This is a genomic window from Sphingobacterium sp. LRF_L2 (assembly GCF_965644235.1).
In the GTDB taxonomy this organism is placed as follows: Bacteria; Bacteroidota; Bacteroidia; order Sphingobacteriales; family Sphingobacteriaceae; genus Sphingobacterium.
This window is the reverse complement of record NZ_CBFFRI010000002.1, coordinates 517757-535454: the sequence shown is the minus strand read 5'-3', so window position 1 is coordinate 535454 and position 17698 is coordinate 517757. Positions and strand designations below refer to the sequence as shown.

Here is a 17698-nt window from a genome sequence, read left to right as displayed (position 1 = left end):
GACGATCAGATAATAGAAAACCGTGTTAAAAAATTGACGCATATATTTATCTTCTTCTAGTCGCCAATTAACTCGAATTATATAGGGTAAAAAAAAGCAAATGATGTAAAAAATAATATTTAATCAACGACAAAACTTTCGTCGTTCAATGTATTTAAGAACGATATAATGGCGTCCTTTTCGGATGCTGTTAGCGGTATTCTGTTACCGTTATCTTTTAAAATCGGATCCAGGTTATCTGCTTCCAACACGCCTTCGTCGAAATAGTCCAACACCTCTTTTAATGTCGCAAATTGACCAAAACTACCGTATGGTGCTGTATAACCAATATTTCTTAAAGAAGGTACTCGAAAGCGCATATAATCAGACATTACACCCGTCACCCGTGCGCGTCCTGCCTCTTCCGAGCTACTGTTTAAAGGAAAACCAACATTTCTAAACGTTTGATCCGTAAAAAGTCCTGTACTATGACAACTTGCACATTTCAACTTAAACAGTTGAAAACCCTCCGCTTCTATTGCAGTAAACTCCTCCCCTTCATTTCGCTCCACCCGATCATACTTGCTGTTTGACGATATCAAAGTGTATTCATATTGGGCGATACTTCGGTAGATTCTTTCGGCGCTGATGTTTTCATCACCAAAGGCCTTCTGGAATAAAGATTTATAGCTGGTATCGGCTCCAATTTTACTGATCACCTCCAGGATGGACGAATTCATTTCCTCATGTGTTATAATTGGGACTAACGGCTGCTTTTCCAATTGTAAAATATTACCATCCCAATTGTAAAATTGCATAAATGCCATATTTTGAATTGGCGGGGCATTGCGAAGCCCTTCCCTTCCATAAATCCCAAGTGCTTTAGGATTATTATCCGCAAACGCATGGGACGGATTATGACAACTGGCACAAGAAATTGTATTATTTCCACTTAACCTCTTCTCATTAAACAATTTTTCACCCAGCGCCACCCCGAACTTCGTTGGTAAATTACTGTTCACCGCACTATTCAATGCGGGAAATCCATTTGGAATTTCGATCGGAATCTCGGGATTATCAAACACAAACGAATCCAAATCGTCTGCTCTCTCACAAGATAAAAGAAGTAAAAAAGCGGAAATAATAGCTAATATTTTTTTCACAACAATAAGCAACTAAAAACAGGAGAGCCGCTGACGAAGCTCTCCCGACTCAATTAATTTGCGACGTTGAGGACAGAGAACATCCCAGTAACATCACTAGAACCATCTCCTCCTAGATTATTAACAAATTTCAACATCTGAACAGCTGTATGGATATTAGGAGTAGCATTGTCATCCATACCGGTACCGGTACTCAATGTAATTGTATTTGCCTTTCCACTCAATAACATATCAAAGTCAGCTTTAATAGTAATTACAGGCGAACTTTCTCCTACAATGGCATGTGTGCTAAGATCCAATATAATATCGCGATAGGCGTCTACACCTTGCGTATAGTTCCCTTCACTACCTTCAACCGTACTCCCCGTATGTATTGAAAGCGTTTTATTATCGGTATCGTAAAATCCCTCAATTTTTGTAAAACGATAACCTGTTCCCCACTCCCACATCATCTCGGTATCATTTGCACCTGCTGTAGCGTAAAAAACAGGGAATTTAACCTGATCCAACGTATTGATATCTTGTTTAATACCTAAACCGAACTTAATCTGTTTGTAATCTCCTGATGGTATATCCGTTAGTACATAAGCCAGTGTCGATAGTTTAGATTGGTCCAGCACCGTAGCTCCTTGATCCAAATCATTGACATGATAAGGAAACTCAGTGCCGTCGGCTTTAATCAAGCGGATATTACTAATAACATATTTCAATTCAGAGAAATGGTGTACTTGCCCTTCCGCCGACGTATTCACAGTAGCCGTCGTTGACGTGGCTCCACCGAGTACAATAGTTTGATCTGCAAATGTATTGTTAAACTGCAATGTGACATTGTTAGCCACGGGATTGTCGTTTTTACTGCACGACATCAAGGTAAGTGAACAGATAACTGCTGATCCAAATTTCTTCAAGTTATTCATTGTTAATTCTTTTTAAATTAAAAAATAAAGTAATCGTTAAGTTGTCTTTTAGAATTTTACTTTTAATGACGCAAATAAATTGCGTCCCATTCTGGGGATATTACCCCAATCGGCATAAGTGCTATAATATTCGTTAAATAGATTTTCAGCTCCAATCTGTAATACCGCTTGACATTTTCGTAATTGAAAACCATAATCAGCAGAAATATTCCAAATCGAATAGGCAGGCGTCTGATCTTCACCGTAAGTTGGGCTGTAATTACTCTGCGTCAGATCTCCGTTCCACGAAGTTTGTATGGCAAAATCTTTATGGGTAAAGTGAAGTGCAGTCTGATAACTTAACGGACGGATAAAAGGCAAATTCGTACCAAGTTTATCTTTGCCTCTGGCATAGGTCAACAAACCATCCCAATGCAAGTTGTGCAAGATATGATAACTCCCTTTCATCGAAAAATTAAACAAAGTAGCATAGTCCAATGATGTGTATCCTTTGACACCTACCGACTGATAGTTCATAGGACTTCCTAAACTCAAGATGCTACCGACAATATAATTTTGAATATGAAAGTAATTCGCTTTAGCTTCCAGCGAAAAACGATCCTTCTTATACCCCGCACTGGCATTTAATTCATAAGAAATCTCATTTTTTAATTCTGGATTTCCAATATAATCGTATCGATCAAAACTGTTATAAATATAATAGCCGTAAGCTTCCGATACCGAAGGAGCCCGGTGACCATAGCCTGTTCCTAACGATGCATAGAAATTATTCCATTGCACGTCGTAGCTTGCGTTCACGCTTGGCAATATTCGAGTCTTCTCTTGCGCAGCTCCTGGATAAAAAATCCAATTGAACTCCACATACTTTGAATGATTATAGTTTATCCCTAGGGCTCCTCCAACATGCAATTGACTTTTCGCCGATAGTTGCCAAGCATTATTCATGGATAGTCCTGCATAACGCGTAGTCACCCATGGCCAACTGTAAGCAAACATCGTCCTCTTGCTACGATCTTGCGGATACATTCTCATCTCAGCAATCGACACATTATCATACGCATTCAATTGTATTTCAGAAGAATAAATACCACTTTTCAAATTTATTTTGCTCAAAAGACCATAGGTCGTGCTCCAACCGGGCATATCCATGTGCACCAGATTTTCTGGCCGATTGGTATCGTCCATATAGTGCTCCACAGCGTTAAAGTAGATTTTGGAATCCCAAACTTTGATTAATCCATTTTCAAACAGCCGCTTATACGATAGCGAGGTAATCAATGCTCGTGATAACCACAAATCCATTGGCAATGCCGGGAAGCCCACGTCTTTCGCCTGATCAAAAATAGCGTCAACGCGCAAAGAGGATAGCTCGCTTGTTTTATAAGCCAGCCCTAAGGAGGTATTAAACTTCGTATACTGCGAATGCTTTACTTCCTGATCATTTCCATCCGAATAATTACCGGCTTTGCGAAACGACACACTCGCATCAGCAACGAACTTGGCATCCGAATAAGAGAGGTTTCCTTGGTTAAAAAACTGCTTATTATTAAACTCAAAACCAGTTTTATAGGCTCCATTCCATTCTTTGACCGGACTAAAGGGAGTATTCTTTCTCTTCAAATCAATACTTCCCCCTACGGTAGCCCCATGCATACTTCCAGCCTGTCCAGACGTAATATCTACTCCCGCCAAGTTATTTGTTTCCACATAAGAGGTTATTGGATCCATTTTATCAGTGCACGCACCAAAAATGTGCATTCCATCTATCGTCAATGTAGTACGTTCCGAACTCATATTATTTAAAAGGGGTTCCCAAGCATATGCCCCTCTCTTAATAAAGCTAATTTGCTCAGACGAGGCCAAAAACTCATCAACCGATACCGACATCTTCATATCGGTTTCTATCTTCTTTTTCACAAGCCCACTCACTTTTACCTCTTCTATATGTCGGGTACTATCGGGTTGTACTTGCGCATTCCCTTGCATTGCAACCAAAAAGAGGATTGCAGCTATGCCTATTCTTTTCATCAACATGGATTTTAAAATAAGATATCAAGGTGTAATTCACTTCTCACCCCCTCTACTCCCGGCGTAAAATCATCTGGTACCACCGTCCCCTTTAGGATCTGACCATTCTGATTCAACATAATAAAATTCAGAGTCCAATTTCCTGTCATCGTGTAGTTAACCACCCCATGATATAAACCATCACTTTGCTGCGTCAAATCTTTGTTATTCAACGAAGAATGGTTTCCCATCGAAGGTTCGGGCATACGCGGATCCAGTTGCAGCGTGTAGTTCTCTACCTTGGAATAGGAAAACTGTGTCGGATCAGGAAATGCAGCGGATGATGGTTCGCTAGGCTTATCCATTTTGTATATTCCCGCCAGCAATTCATTTTCAGCCACTTTAGGTTTCTGTGGAGCGACCAATGCTATAACATATTGTTCCTCATCTTTTCCCGTGAACGTGGTCATGTTTAAATTCATATTGGTCTGTTCCTTAACCGTTATATCGGTATTCGTTGTATATGTTTTTCCTTCAACGACAAACCCAACATAAAGGCTCCAAGTGGCCGATGCAGAACTTTCATTCGTAAAAACAGCATATCCAGGGAAATATCCCTTATCCACATCTTCCGTCAAACGGTATTGATGTGGACACGAAGACAGTTCTCCACTACTATCGTTCATAATAGGTAAAAAGGTAAAAGATTCCGCCTTCACTATCTCGTTCGTTAAACTGTTTGTAATCTTCACATGAAGCTCATTGTACCCCTTATACAACGTTCCATTCAATGCATCTACCTGAACCCTGTAATTGCCGCTCGTAAGTGTTAAAGCCTCTTTAAATTCGTAGTATTCAGTAACCACTGTATCGATTTCAGCTTCATAGTCTGTTTTATCTTTCGTACAGGAAGTAACCACAGCACATACAGCTGTGAGAAAAAATAATAGGATTCTCATTCGAGCGTATTGTCTAGTAAAAAATGAAAAATAATAGGTGTCTCGTATCAGAAATTGCAAGTAAACAAAACCGATATAATTGGCAGACCAATCGCAAAATACCTGAATAAATCCATGATATTAATTGCGGCAAACACCAATAAGTTAATACGTTTAGACAATAAAAAAGGGAGGACGAAAAATAGCGTTACAATGTGTATACGCATATAAAGAATCTTTAAAAGAAGTAGAGGTTTCCAGAAAAAGGTCCTCTTGTGGGAGAGAAAATAAGAAGGAAATTTTTTCCTCCATCACGACAAATTGCTCACTGCTGACGACTGCTTCGCGTGCTTCTTTCTCTGCACGTTTTTGGAGTTTCTTCATCAGCACACATTGTCCATTACAATGTAATGCTGGTTTCGATTTATTTTCGCAGAAATTAATATATTCTTGTCGGTGCAGACTGTAATCCATAACAACACCCATCCTATTAAAGATCTGAAATAATACAGTGATCAACAATATATGTGCTACGGCAACTTTCATTTTATTTTTTCCGATACAAAAATAGTATTTGTACAAGAGAATGTATTTCGATTTTCGGACCTATTTTTCTCAATTTTCGCACAAATTCAAGAATTTCATCTTTAATTAAGCTAAAAGCAATATCTTCTGTTGAGATAAAAGGAATATAATTGCATATGAAATGAACTTTCTATAAGTTTGTACCAAATGAAAAGGGCATGTATATACGGTCTCAGCTTGCTGATCTTCTTGCAATCTTGTGTAGGAGGACTTATCATTACCGCATTTTACGCAAATCAAACATACATTGCGAATAACCTGTGTGAGAATAGAGACAAACCTCAACTACATTGTAACGGTCAGTGTATACTTATGCAAAAGCTTCGCAAAGCACAGGAGAATGAAAAAAAAGAGGTAGATGGAAAAATAAAAGAAACATCTTATTTTTTCACATCCCATTCCATACATTTGATAAACAACTCGTTTACCCCTGTATGTGCTCATCTGCCTAATTTCGATATGCGATCCTCCCACTACTCCTTTACGATACATAATCAAGTCCACCGTCCGCCTATTGTATAGCTATATATCGGATATTACGATATCGATTACACGATATTTTGTCCGATGTTCTTACTTCCCTATCTAAGGGATGGCTTCCGCTATTTCACTTTTTAAGTTCCTTCACAAGAGATTTTCAGCGAACAGTGAGGTTACCATAATGAATCAACCAATCTTTAAGAATTGAAATAGTTGCTGCTTATAGCCTATGGTATCTATTTACCTTTTGACACGATAATGCATACGAAAAACGAGAGTATCAACACATTAACATTAAACGATTTGGTCCCTGGTCATCATGGATTTGTTATAAAATCACTGCGTGAACTATTCGGTACAACATCTCCCTACCAAACAGCAAATAAACGTACCTATTATTGCATCATGTACCTAATCGATGGTCCATTAGCATTGCATATTGACCAACGAAGAATTATTTTAAAGCCACAGGAAATCATCGCATTAAACCCGAACTGTGTCATGAAAATCGAGCTAGCTAATTCAACACCTGAAGGTTGGTTAATTCTATTCGAAGAGTCTTTTTTTACACAACGCTACAACGATAATATGCTCTATCATTTCGCATTTTTAAAAGAAGACTTCTCCCAAGCCCTGCCTGTTTCTTCACACGAGCAGAATAATTGGGCAACCGTAATACAGGCTATGCAGAAAGAGTATGAGCAACGTCATGCAGATGCTAAAAATATTCTACGCTCCTATCTCAATATTATATTAGGTACCCTAGAGCGAAATATGCAAGAACAGCCTATAGTATCCCGGCCAAATGAAAAAGAGGAAAAAATTATTGCCTTTGAAAGATTATTAAACGAACATTTTAAAACGCAGCGCTTTCCTTCTTTTTATGCGGACAGGCTTTTTATATCAACAAATTATTTAAACAGACTTTGCCAAGCAAGACGGGGAATTTCTGCTGGGCAAATCATACGGAACCGCATACTACAAGAATCAGAACGATTGCTACTGCATACATTTAAGAATATTTCTGAAATTGCATTTGAGCTCGGATTTGAAAGCGCTCCTTATTTTATTACATTCTTCAAACGGAAACATTTACAAAGTCCTGAAGAATATAGAAAAAAATTTCGGTAATGATTCCACGTGTTTCCCTTAAAAAATTCCCCGAAAGTCTGTGACTTTCGGGGAATCGGGATTAACATCCGCTCCTTTATAAACAGGAATAGCTATTAATCTACTTGCTATCAAAATTTTTCTGAGCTTCGTCCCAATTAACTAAAGCCCACCAATTGGATACATAATCAGGACGTTTATTCTGATATTTTAAATAATATGCATGTTCCCAAACATCGAGTCCAATCACCGGACGCCCCTGTAAAGCGACACCCTTCATCAATGGATTATCCTGGTTTGGTGTTCCACCAACCTTCAATTTTCCATTTTCTACGACTAACCAAGCCCAACCAGATCCAAACTGTTGTGTAGCTGCTTTTGCAAATTCTTCTTTAAGCTTGTCCAAGCTACCGAAATCACGGATTATAGCAGCCGCCAATGATCCTGTTGGTTTGTTATCTGGTTTAGGCGCACGCAGTATACGCCAAAAAAATGCGTGATTATAAGCGCCTCCAGCATTATTACGCAATTTGGAACTATACTTAGTTATATTTGCAAATAACTCCTTTTCATTATTTACTACAACATTTTCCTGTGTTAACGCATCATTCGCATTTTTCACATAAGCACCATAATGAAGATCATGGTGAATTTGCATGGTACGGGCATCAATCACGCTCTCCAAGGCGTCATAGGCATAGGGCAAAGGTTCTTGTTTAAAGCTTAACTTATCAGCAGAAAATAAAACTGATTCCATTCCGTTACTCGCTTTTACAGCAGCCATGCCGGCAACCAAACCCAAGCTATTTTTAATAAAAGATCTTCTGTTCTTCATGTTGACATTTTGTGCTATCAATATACATATTTATTTGACTTAGCTATGTTAAAATAACGACAAACAATATATTGTTACCCTTTCTTGACAAGTAAACCCAAAAGCCGTTATGCTATTGCCTCAGAAAGTATCGCAACACCTTTCCATGCCACCGCTTACATCTTCCTTTCTAACAACGTTGCGCCCCAGTTATTTAAGCCCCAAAGTATCTCCACCAGTTCAAGGCCAATGGGCGTAAGTGTGTACTCTACACGCGGAGGTAATTCATTAAAGCTCTTTTTCTCCAATATACCTGATATTTCCAACTCTTTCAACTGTTGGTTTAACACGCGCCTGTCGACTTTTCCTATACCACGTAAGAATTCACTCGGCCGCTTCTCCCCTTCATTAATCCGCCAAATGATCGGAATTTTCCATTTTCCGCTTATGGCATTAACAGCAAATTCGAGTGGACAAATTTTCTCTTCTATAGTAACTTCTTTCGTTTTCATGTACAATGCTTAATCATTAGCAACAAATAAACGCATTACGCACAAGTGGCCATTTTATACCTTTTAGCATATCGACCGATTGAACTCCCATCAATCGATATCTTTTATCCTAATAAATAAACAAAGTATATTCCTCGCCACAACGTAGCTGGTACAAAAGTGACTTTTTTATCCCCTAGAGACTATTTTATGCGGTATTGCTTTTTCAATATTCGTTTCGAAACTTTGCAAAAATAGAAAACAAAACATGAATAATCTAGAGAAACAAATAGACGAATTGAACAGAAATTTAGCAACCGATCTGCCTGCTCATATCTTGGAAGCCTTTCAGACTTCTATTATCGAACTTAAACAACAACATTTTGAAAAAAAAAGTATCCAAGTGGGTGATAAATTCCCTCAATTTTCCCTCAAAAATACAAAGGGGGAATACCTATCTCTCCAACATCTCCTAAAGAAAGGTAAACTCATTATAGCATTCTTCCGTGGAAGTTGGTGTCCGTATTGCAACTTGGAGTTACAAGAACTGCAACGTCGACTAAATGAATTACAAGAAAAATCTGCCACACTCGTTGCTATAAGCCCTCAAGTAGTCGTAGAAAATACAGCACTTAAGTCAAAGCATCATCTTCAATTCGAAATATTACAAGATCTAGACAACCATTTAAGTAAACAACTGGGCATTGCTTTTACACTTTCACCATCATTTTTACCTCATTACCAATCGCTAGGCATACATCTAGAAACGTATAACGGAAATGACAAAAATGAACTTCCCATACCTGCTGTTTTTATTGTCGAAAAAGACAAAACGATAAGTTATCGTTTTCTAGACAGCGATTATATGAATAGAATAGATATTCAAGCCCTTATCCAACATCTCTAATGACCGAAACTCGAAAAGGAACCCTATCAAGGCAACATATCCCTGTAGACATATTAGAACAACTGAATCAGGGACTTATTCCATCTGCAAATCTGACGGAATGGTTAGCTATAGATCAACGATTGCTATTGGAAAACATCTTAAAATACTGCAATCGCAGCAGCTATTTGAACGCTATTCTAGCGCTCTTGAATAAGCTAGCAAAAACAACGGTTGTACTTACCTGCAAAACTATAGCAAAAGGGTTAAGCGATCAAATAAAACAACGAAAAGACCACGAATTACTCATTATATTATCCACTCATACTGCAGACATGGTCCGCTGTTGGGGAGCTTTTGCCCGCATATATCTTTGCAGCTCCCCTTTACAAGAGGTCTTTGAACAGATTAAACCATTTGCTGACGACCCACATTTTGGTGTGCGTGAAATTAGTTGGATGGCTATTAGAAGTCACATAAACGCCCATCTGGACGAAAGCTTATCCATTCTCTCCCATTGGGCATTAGACGACAGCTCTTATATCCGAAGGTTTGCTACCGAATCCACGCGACCAAGAGGTGTTTGGTGTGAACATATAAAGCAATTGAAAATAGAGCCTGAGCGCGCACTACATCTCTTAAACTTACTAAAGGCCGACGAGTCAAGATATGTGCAAGACAGCGTAGCGAACTGGCTGAACGACGCTGGAAAACACGTCCAGATTTCGTTGTTGCACTCTGCTGTGAGTGGGAAAAACTCCCCACAAACAAAGCGAACAGTTACATTATTAAACGGGCCTTACGCAACATACCATAACGCAAAGATGTCTCAGGTAGTATATCTCAGGAGAGGCTATTTTTTCATAGGACAACAAGTAATTTACACGTAGCGATTCAAACAAAAACATATTTATTAGCTACATTCGTATTCATTAATCTCATTACCCTTAATAATATGTTAAAGTCAATTCCTATTTTTCTTTTAGCAGGCCTCTGCGAAATCGGAGGCGGATACCTTGTTTGGTTATGGTTAAAGGAAGATAAGCCATGGTGGTTTGGGCTACTAGGCGCTGTAGTACTTGCCTTTTATGGTGTAGTTGCCACTTGGCAGACGGAAAACTTTGCACGCGTTTACGCTACCTATGGAGGTATATTCATTGTCCTCTCTATACTTTGGGCTATAAAATTTGATGGATTTAACCCCGACAGATACGATATCATTGGCGCTGGAATTGCATTGATTGGTGTAGCAATCATATATTATGCCCCTAGACATTAACGCTTCGACAAATTATCTAAACACGATAACCGTACATTTTTACGTGAAATCCGGCAATAAATAATAAGTTTGTACGAAAATCAAATTTCAGTTTCATGCAGGACCAAATCAACACATTATTGGATGAGCTCAGAGCAGGCAAGCTTCCATTTAGCCAAGTGATTCACTTTATCGAAGAGCGCTACATTCATTACCCTACAGCATTTAAAAATGGAAATGCACAAAATGAGGAAAATCAAAATCAAGGCAGCGCCAAAGTCTTTGCTTTTGCAAAAATTCATGAACTCTCCAAAGAAAACACCCTACTACTTTTCGCTGAGCATTACCAAGCAGTATTGGATACTCCAACAGCCAACGACCACCAAAATATCCGTCAATTCATGGAATGTGGTTGGGAAGGTATTACATTTAACGGTGAAGCCCTCAAGGCGAAAATATAACGAAACATAAATCAAGTGTCATCTGTTACGGACGAACAAGCATGGTCTTGTACGTAAAAATCGGATCAATCCTTATGTACCCTCTAATAAAAAAGGCTTAGGAAGATTCCTAAGCCTTTTTTAAACCTTATCATTTCATTACAAGATCGCTTCGCGAACACGCACCAGTTTCGCTAATAAACCATCAAGCAAATCCAGATGTAGCATATTGGCGCCATCCGATTTGGCATTAGCGGGATCCGGGTGAGTTTCGATAAATAAGCCATCAGCACCTACAGCAATAGCCGCTTTAGCGATCGTCTCTATCAATGCGGGTTTTCCCCCTGTTACACCAGAAGTCTGGTTGGGTTGTTGAAGCGAATGCGTACAATCCATAACGGTTGGCACACCAAAAGCCCGCATTTCAGGAAGTCCTCTAAAATCAACAATTAAATCTTGATAGCCGAACGAATTTCCACGATCAGTTAAAAAGATTTTTTCATTGCCAGATTCTTTCACCTTATCTACCGCAAATTGCATTGATCCTGCAGATAGAAACTGTCCTTTTTTGATATTCACCACCTTACCCGTTTGCGCGGCAGCGACCAACAATTCCGTTTGTCGACATAAAAAAGCTGGAATCTGTAACACATCGACATATGCCGCAGCCATAGCTGCTTCATGACTTTCGTGGATATCGGTTACCGTTGGTACCCCGAATGTCTTACCCACCTTTTCCAAAACCTTTAGTGCTTTCTCATCTCCAATACCTGTAAAGGAGTCCACTCTCGATCGATTTGCTTTGCGGTAAGACCCCTTAAAAATATAGGGAATATTATATTTATCTGTAATGTTAACAATGCGTTCTGCAATGCGGAGGGCAATGTCTTCTCCCTCTATCGCACATGGGCCAGCCATTAAAAAAAACTGCGAAGAACCACCATTTTTTATTGCCGGCAAATACTGTTGAATCATATATTCTCTTTCTAACTAATTTCCTAATTCCGATATAAATTTGATGCGCATCAGCTGAATATCCTCAAAGGTATAATCTTCTTCTCCCAATTCATTCAAAGCCTCTGCTATAGAATCTACTTCCGCTGTTTTGAAATAGTCGTAAACCTCATCCTGACGATCCCGATCGATCATTTCATCCACAAAATACCCGATATTCAATTTGGTACCTGAATTCACAATAGACTCCACCTCTTTCAATAAATCTTCATAGCTAATCCCTTTAGCCGAAGCAATATCATCTAAACCGATTTTTCGGTCTATATTCTGAATAATTGAAACTTTCAGCGCCGATTTATTAGCCGTACTCTTGACCACAAGATCTTGCGGTCTATCGATGTCATTCTCCTCGACATATTTCTTAATGAGATCAACGAAAGGTGTTCCAAACTTCGTCGCCTTACCTGCACCCACTCCCTGAATTTGTTTTAATTCCTCTAAACTAACGGGATAATGGGTACACATCTCGTCCAATGAAGGATCTTGAAAAATCACGAATGGAGGTAACGATTTTTGCTTTGCCATGCGTTTCCGAAGATCTTTCAGCATCTTAAGCAACTCCGCGTCCAAAGCACCTGTTCCCTGTCCGACTTCCTCTCCTTTATCCTCATCCGCTCTTTCCATAGGACGGTTTAAAATAAATTTTAAAGCGTATGGATTAACGATATATTTTTTACCACTCTCTGTCAGCTGCAAAAGGCCATAATGGTCGATATCCTTTTTTATAAAATCATTCAGCTCAGCCTGTCTAATCAACGACTTCCAGTAATTAACGCCCAACTCCTTGCCTTTTCCAAACAGCGGATGTAAATCATGTTTATACGACGAAATAGGCTGGTTGTTCTGACCGATCATGACGTTGATAATGTGGTGGTCGTCAAATTTCTCACCTTGGCTCTTCAAAAAGTTCAAAACTTCCAATAGAGACTCTTCTGCATCGAAAAAAGTTTTCTGTGTGCGGCAATTATCACACATGTTATTACAACCTGTCTCGTCAAATCGCTCGCCAAAATAATGAAGAATCTGTTTCCGACGACACACCGCTGATTCTGAGTAGTCGATAACCTCTTTCAAGATCTGTGTTCCAATTTCACGTTCAGAAACAGGTTTATCCTTCATAAACTTGGTAAGCTTCTCGATATCTTTCTCCGAATAAAAGGCTAAGCAATATCCTTCACCACCATCACGTCCAGCTCTCCCCGTCTCTTGGTAGTAACCTTCCATTGACTTAGGAATGTCATGGTGGATCACATAACGAACATCTGGCTTATCAATCCCCATTCCGAACGCAATGGTCGCTACGATGACTTCGACGTCCTCCATCAAGAATTTATCCTGAGTGTCTGCTCGTGTCTTTGCATCCAGTCCCGCATGATAAGGCAATGCTTTTATACCGTTGATATTCAACACTTCGGCAATCTCTTCCACCTTCTTACGGCTCAAACAGTAAATTATTCCTGTTTTTCCGGCATTCATGCGAATAAATTTCACAATCTCTTTAACCACGTTTTTCTTCGTACGCACCTCATAATAGAGGTTGGAACGATTAAACGATGACTTAAAAAGCGTTGCATTGTTCATCTGCAGGTTTTTACGGATATCTGATTGCACTTTAGGTGTAGCTGTTGCTGTCAATGCAATAATAGGAATTCCCTCTCCGATGGCATTAATAACCTGGCGAATCTTCCGATATTCGGGGCGGAAATCATGTCCCCATTCGGAGATACAATGCGCCTCATCCACAGCGACAAAAGAAACCTTGGTATGTTTCAAAAACAACGCATTTTCTTCCTTCGCCAAAGATTCGGGTGCCACATACAGTAATTTCGTCTTCCCTTCCGTGACATCCTGTTTTACTTTCGTTATCTCGCTTTTGTTTAAAGAAGAATTTAGGAAATGCGCTATACTGTCATTCCCACCAAACGCTCGCAATTGATCGACTTGGTTCTTCATAAGTGCAATCAATGGAGAGATCACGATAGCCGTTCCCTCGCTCATCAATGCTGGTAATTGATAACATATGGATTTTCCTCCGCCCGTAGGCATAATAACGAACGTATCCTTTCTATTTAGGATATTCGTTATTATTGCTTCTTGATCTCCTTTGAATGTATCGAAGCCGAAAAATTCCTGTAAGTTGTCAAATAGTGATTTTTCTATTTCCATTGACTATAAAACAAAAATTAGATGGACCTTTGACTCTTTTTTGAGTTCTAATAAACGTACTTTTGTAGTTTCGTTAAATAAAATTAGATATTTTTTCTGTGATACACAACATCGATATCAAAAAGACGGCTGTAGAGACCTTAGAGCTTGAAGCATCAGCCGTACAGAATCTGACAAAACTGATTCGCGAAGATTTCGTTCATGTCGTAAACCGGATCTTCGAACTCCAAGGTCGCGTCATCGTTACAGGCGTCGGAAAAAGCGCAATCATCGCACAAAAAATGGTGGCTACATTCAACTCAACCGGAACTCCTGCTATATTTATGCATGCTGCCGATGCAATTCATGGCGACCTCGGAATCATACAAGAACACGATCTTATCATCGCACTTTCCAAGAGTGGCAATACTCCAGAAATCAAGGTACTGATCCCCTTCTTAAGACAACGAGGGAATACATTGGTAGCGTTGGTAGGCAATCTAGATTCCTTCTTAGCCAAACATGCAGATTTCATTCTAGACACCACGGTAGAGCGAGAAGCCTGTCCAAATAATTTAGCACCTACGACCAGTACCACCGCCCAATTAGCTATGGGCGACGCACTAGCTGTCTGCTTACAAACCTGCCGACAATTTTCCGATCAAGATTTTGCCAAATATCATCCAGGAGGTACTTTAGGGAAGCAACTTTACCTCCGTGTATCCGATTTATCGGACAGCAATGGTAAACCCGAAGTTCATCCTCAGGCAAGCATCCGGGAGGTAATCATCACCATAACAAAATTTAGACTTGGAGCTACTGCCGTCATTGATAAAGGCATTATTCTCGGAATTATTACTGACGGTGATATCCGAAGGATGTTGGAAAACCATGAAAATCTTACGGGGTTAACCGCCCAAGATATCATGGCAAAACAGCCAAAGAACATTGAAAAACAAGAACTTGCTGTTGAAGCACTGCATAAAATGCGTCTTCATAATATATCGCAATTATTGGTCACACAGCATGGCATCTATCATGGAATCATCCACATACAGGATCTCTTGAAAGAAGGTATCATTTAAACCTTCTGTAATATTTTTGTTCAAATACAATAAATTACGCCGGAAAGCTTGGAGTTATTCGTAAGTTTGGCTCATATTTTGTTGATTTTTTAGCAGACAAGAAAAGAATAAAATGAAAAAGACGATTGGAATATTAGCAGTTTTAGTAGCGATTATAGGATTCACATCTATGGCATTGGCCATCGGCGAATTCAAATTTGAAAGTGAAACCCATGATTACGGAAGCATTCCGCAAAACAAACCTGCATCGTATGACTTTAAATTCTCCAATACAGGTGATGCTCCGATTATCATCACAGAAGTAAAGCCTTCTTGCGGATGTTCGGTGGCAGAATTCACAAGAACACCAATTAAACCCGGAGAATCAGGCACGATTACGGTAACTTATAATGCGGCAGCGAAAGGCCCTTTCACAAAACAATTCACAGTGAAGTCTAATACGAAAACCCCAGTAAAGACATTGACTGTAAAAGGAAACGTAGAATAATAAAAATCCACATCTAATACATAAAAGCCATCTGTAGATGGCTTTTTTTATTTCTCAACTCGTTAAAGAAACCACGCACAGACGCTGTGCAAACATTTTTCTTTTTCTTAATTTTGCAACACACAAAAAACAAACTACACAAGAGATGCCAAAAATATCACAAAAAGGCCTTGATATGCCAGCTTCCCCCATAAGGAAACTGACACCTTTTGCGGACCAAGCAAAGAAAGATGGAAAGAAAATATACCATCTCAATATCGGCCAACCCGATATTGAAACCCCAGAGGGGATGCTAAACGCATTAAAAAACGTAGATTTTAAAGTTTGGGCCTACACGGCATCCGAAGGAACTGCAACCTACCGAGCCAAATTGGCCTCCTACTATAACAAACGAGCATACAACATTGCGCCAACAGACATCCTTGTAACCAATGGTGGCTCAGAAGGTATCTTGATCGCTATGCAAGCCTGTCTTAACCCTGGTGAGGAGATCATCATCCCTGAACCATTCTATGCCAACTACAACAGCTTTGCCTGCGCTGCTGACATCGTCGTGAAGCCAATTATGTCGCATATTTCCAATGGCTTTGCCTTGCCGGAAATTTCAGTATTCGAAAGCTTAATAACAGAAAAAACAAAAGCTATAGCAATCTGTAACCCTAATAATCCAACAGGTTATTTGTATTCAAGGGAAGAATTGGAAGCTTTGAAAACATTATGCATAAAGCATGACCTTTATCTGTTTTCAGACGAAGCTTATCGCGAATTTTGCTACGATGGACGTGAATTTATTTCACCAATGCATATGGAAGGACTAGAAGAGCATGTCGTCGTATTTGACACGGTATCAAAACGTTATTCGGCTTGTGGCGCCCGTATCGGTTGTTTGATCACAAAAAATAAAACACTCTATCAGGTAGCCCTTAAATTTGCACAGGCTAGACTTAGCCCCTCATTGGAAGGACAAATCGCTGCTGAGGCTGCTGTCGATACTCCAGACAGCTATTTTGAGGCTGTCTCAAAGGAATATACCGCACGTCGCGATACGCTTGTATCGGGACTAAACGCTATCCCAGGTGTATTTTGCCCCAATCCAGGTGGTGCATTCTATGTCGTTGCAAAACTGCCTATAGATAATGCAGACCGTTTTTGCCAGTGGATGCTGGAAAGCTTTTCATACCAGAACCAAACCGTTATGATGGCTCCAGCCACAGGATTTTACAGTACACCTGGTGCAGGCGAAAATGAAGTACGCCTAGCTTATGTACTATGTGAGTCAGATTTGCAAAATGCCTTAGCATGTTTAAAGGAAGCACTAATTGTTTATCCAGGTCGACGCGATAATTAGACAGTATCCCGTTAAAATATGTTAAAGGGGGAAAACACTTGTTTTCCCCCTTTTTCAAAACATTAGTTTCCTCTCAAACGTTATTTAGTTAGTATTAAAGCAAAAATCAACACTATGGATAAATTGAAGAAATTTGATTTAATGGCTAAAATCACACGAGAACTCGAAGATGTCAGAAATAGCCAACAAGCTGTTTTAGAAAAAATTGCTAAGATAGAAGTCGACAATATTGAGCTCGGCGACAAAACTATTGAAAATAAAATCCCTGACATCTATCAACGGACAGCCGATAATTCCGAGGCGATCAAAGAAATCTTGGATTCTTTTCAGGAGAAAACAGATGAGTTTGGAGAGAAAAACAACATCGACAAATTAAGAGAACAGCAAACGATCGCAAATCTCAAATAATACTAAAAAAAGAAGGAGCCTTTAAGCTCCTTCTTTTTCTTTTACCAGTTTTATTCGAGGTCCATTCTTCGGTCTTTTCTTTCCGTGAGACCCCTTAATAATTTTACCTTTTCTTGTTTTTTTATCTCCTTTTCCCATAGTGC

Annotated in this window: 19 protein-coding genes; 9 read left to right on the top strand and 10 right to left on the bottom strand. The window is 39.4% G+C overall.

Translation table 11 applies throughout. From position 1 onward, the window contains the following. Window positions 1–119: 119 nt before the first annotated feature. From ACSZOX_RS05675 to ACSZOX_RS05655, 5 genes are all read right to left on the bottom strand, one after another. The gene (locus ACSZOX_RS05675; protein WP_437918847.1) at window positions 120–1142 is read right to left on the bottom strand and encodes a cytochrome-c peroxidase; all 1023 of its coding nucleotides are present in this window, start codon (window positions 1140–1142) and stop codon (window positions 120–122) included. Between the two features lie 53 nt (window positions 1143–1195). Further along, entirely contained in the window at window positions 1196–2059 is an 864-nt protein-coding gene (locus ACSZOX_RS05670) for an MbnP family protein (protein ID WP_437918846.1), read from the bottom strand. Between the two features lie 48 nt (window positions 2060–2107). Continuing rightward, the gene (locus ACSZOX_RS05665; RefSeq protein WP_437918845.1) at window positions 2108–4087 is read right to left on the bottom strand and encodes a TonB-dependent receptor; all 1980 of its coding nucleotides are present in this window, start codon (window positions 4085–4087) and stop codon (window positions 2108–2110) included. An 11-nt stretch (window positions 4088–4098) separates the two neighbouring features. Further along, window positions 4099–5025 carry a hypothetical protein gene (locus ACSZOX_RS05660; protein ID WP_437918844.1) on the bottom strand — a complete coding sequence of 309 codons (927 nt, stop codon included), beginning with the start codon at window positions 5023–5025 and terminating at the stop codon, window positions 4099–4101. Window positions 5026–5178: 153 nt separating this feature from the next. Next, window positions 5179–5550 (bottom strand): hypothetical protein, encoded by a 372-nt coding sequence (locus ACSZOX_RS05655; RefSeq protein ID WP_437918843.1) that lies wholly within the window; start codon window positions 5548–5550, stop codon window positions 5179–5181. 777 nt (window positions 5551–6327) lie between these two features. Here ACSZOX_RS05655 and ACSZOX_RS05650 point away from each other — a divergent pair. Beyond that, window positions 6328–7200, top strand: a complete 873-nt coding sequence (locus tag ACSZOX_RS05650; RefSeq protein WP_437918842.1) for a helix-turn-helix domain-containing protein — start codon at window positions 6328–6330, stop codon at window positions 7198–7200. Window positions 7201–7300: 100 nt separating this feature from the next. Here ACSZOX_RS05650 and ACSZOX_RS05645 read toward each other — a convergent pair whose 3' ends face one another. Both ACSZOX_RS05645 and ACSZOX_RS05640 read right to left on the bottom strand, forming a co-directional pair. After that, window positions 7301–8014, bottom strand: a complete 714-nt coding sequence (locus tag ACSZOX_RS05645) for a superoxide dismutase (RefSeq protein ID WP_437918841.1) — start codon at window positions 8012–8014, stop codon at window positions 7301–7303. 155 nt (window positions 8015–8169) lie between these two features. Beyond that, on the bottom strand, window positions 8170–8505 hold the full coding sequence (locus tag ACSZOX_RS05640; RefSeq protein ID WP_437918840.1) for a winged helix-turn-helix transcriptional regulator: 336 nt from the start codon (window positions 8503–8505) through the stop codon (window positions 8170–8172). Between the two features lie 247 nt (window positions 8506–8752). Between ACSZOX_RS05640 and ACSZOX_RS05635 the strand changes: the two genes are divergently transcribed. From ACSZOX_RS05635 to ACSZOX_RS05620, 4 genes are all read left to right on the top strand, one after another. Then, window positions 8753–9391, top strand: coding sequence for a peroxiredoxin-like family protein (locus ACSZOX_RS05635; protein WP_437918839.1), 639 nt, complete (start codon window positions 8753–8755; stop codon window positions 9389–9391). Next, a complete protein-coding gene (locus tag ACSZOX_RS05630; RefSeq protein WP_437918838.1) occupies window positions 9391–10260 on the top strand; it encodes a DNA alkylation repair protein in 870 nt (289 codons plus the stop codon). The genes ACSZOX_RS05635 and ACSZOX_RS05630 overlap by 1 nt, the downstream gene beginning before the upstream one ends. A 65-nt stretch (window positions 10261–10325) precedes the next feature. Further along, entirely contained in the window at window positions 10326–10649 is a 324-nt protein-coding gene (locus tag ACSZOX_RS05625) for a YnfA family protein (RefSeq protein ID WP_437918837.1), read from the top strand. A gap of 95 nt (window positions 10650–10744) precedes the next feature. Beyond that, window positions 10745–11089, top strand: coding sequence for a HopJ type III effector protein (locus tag ACSZOX_RS05620; protein ID WP_437918835.1), 345 nt, complete (start codon window positions 10745–10747; stop codon window positions 11087–11089). A gap of 138 nt (window positions 11090–11227) precedes the next feature. On the opposite strand, the gene kdsA is transcribed toward ACSZOX_RS05620, so the two are convergent. Both kdsA and recQ read right to left on the bottom strand, forming a co-directional pair. Beyond that, on the bottom strand, window positions 11228–12043 hold the full coding sequence (gene kdsA, locus ACSZOX_RS05615; RefSeq protein WP_437918833.1) for a 3-deoxy-8-phosphooctulonate synthase: 816 nt from the start codon (window positions 12041–12043) through the stop codon (window positions 11228–11230). Window positions 12044–12058: 15 nt separating this feature from the next. Then, entirely contained in the window at window positions 12059–14248 is a 2190-nt protein-coding gene (gene recQ / locus ACSZOX_RS05610) for a DNA helicase RecQ (protein ID WP_437918832.1), read from the bottom strand. A 101-nt stretch (window positions 14249–14349) separates the two neighbouring features. Between recQ and ACSZOX_RS05605 the strand changes: the two genes are divergently transcribed. From ACSZOX_RS05605 to ACSZOX_RS05590, 4 genes are all read left to right on the top strand, one after another. Beyond that, entirely contained in the window at window positions 14350–15312 is a 963-nt protein-coding gene (locus tag ACSZOX_RS05605; RefSeq protein WP_437918960.1) for a KpsF/GutQ family sugar-phosphate isomerase, read from the top strand. Between the two features lie 112 nt (window positions 15313–15424). Next, window positions 15425–15799 (top strand): DUF1573 domain-containing protein, encoded by a 375-nt coding sequence (locus tag ACSZOX_RS05600; RefSeq protein ID WP_437918831.1) that lies wholly within the window; start codon window positions 15425–15427, stop codon window positions 15797–15799. A gap of 145 nt (window positions 15800–15944) precedes the next feature. Further along, window positions 15945–17147, top strand: a complete 1203-nt coding sequence (locus tag ACSZOX_RS05595) for a pyridoxal phosphate-dependent aminotransferase (RefSeq protein ID WP_437918830.1) — start codon at window positions 15945–15947, stop codon at window positions 17145–17147. 114 nt (window positions 17148–17261) lie between these two features. After that, window positions 17262–17555, top strand: a complete 294-nt coding sequence (locus ACSZOX_RS05590; RefSeq protein WP_437918829.1) for a hypothetical protein — start codon at window positions 17262–17264, stop codon at window positions 17553–17555. Between the two features lie 21 nt (window positions 17556–17576). Here the strand turns inward: ACSZOX_RS05590 and ACSZOX_RS05585 are convergent, their stop codons facing one another. Further along, window positions 17577–17693, bottom strand: coding sequence for a 30S ribosomal protein THX (locus ACSZOX_RS05585; protein WP_437918828.1), 117 nt, complete (start codon window positions 17691–17693; stop codon window positions 17577–17579). Window positions 17694–17698 lie beyond the last annotated feature (5 nt).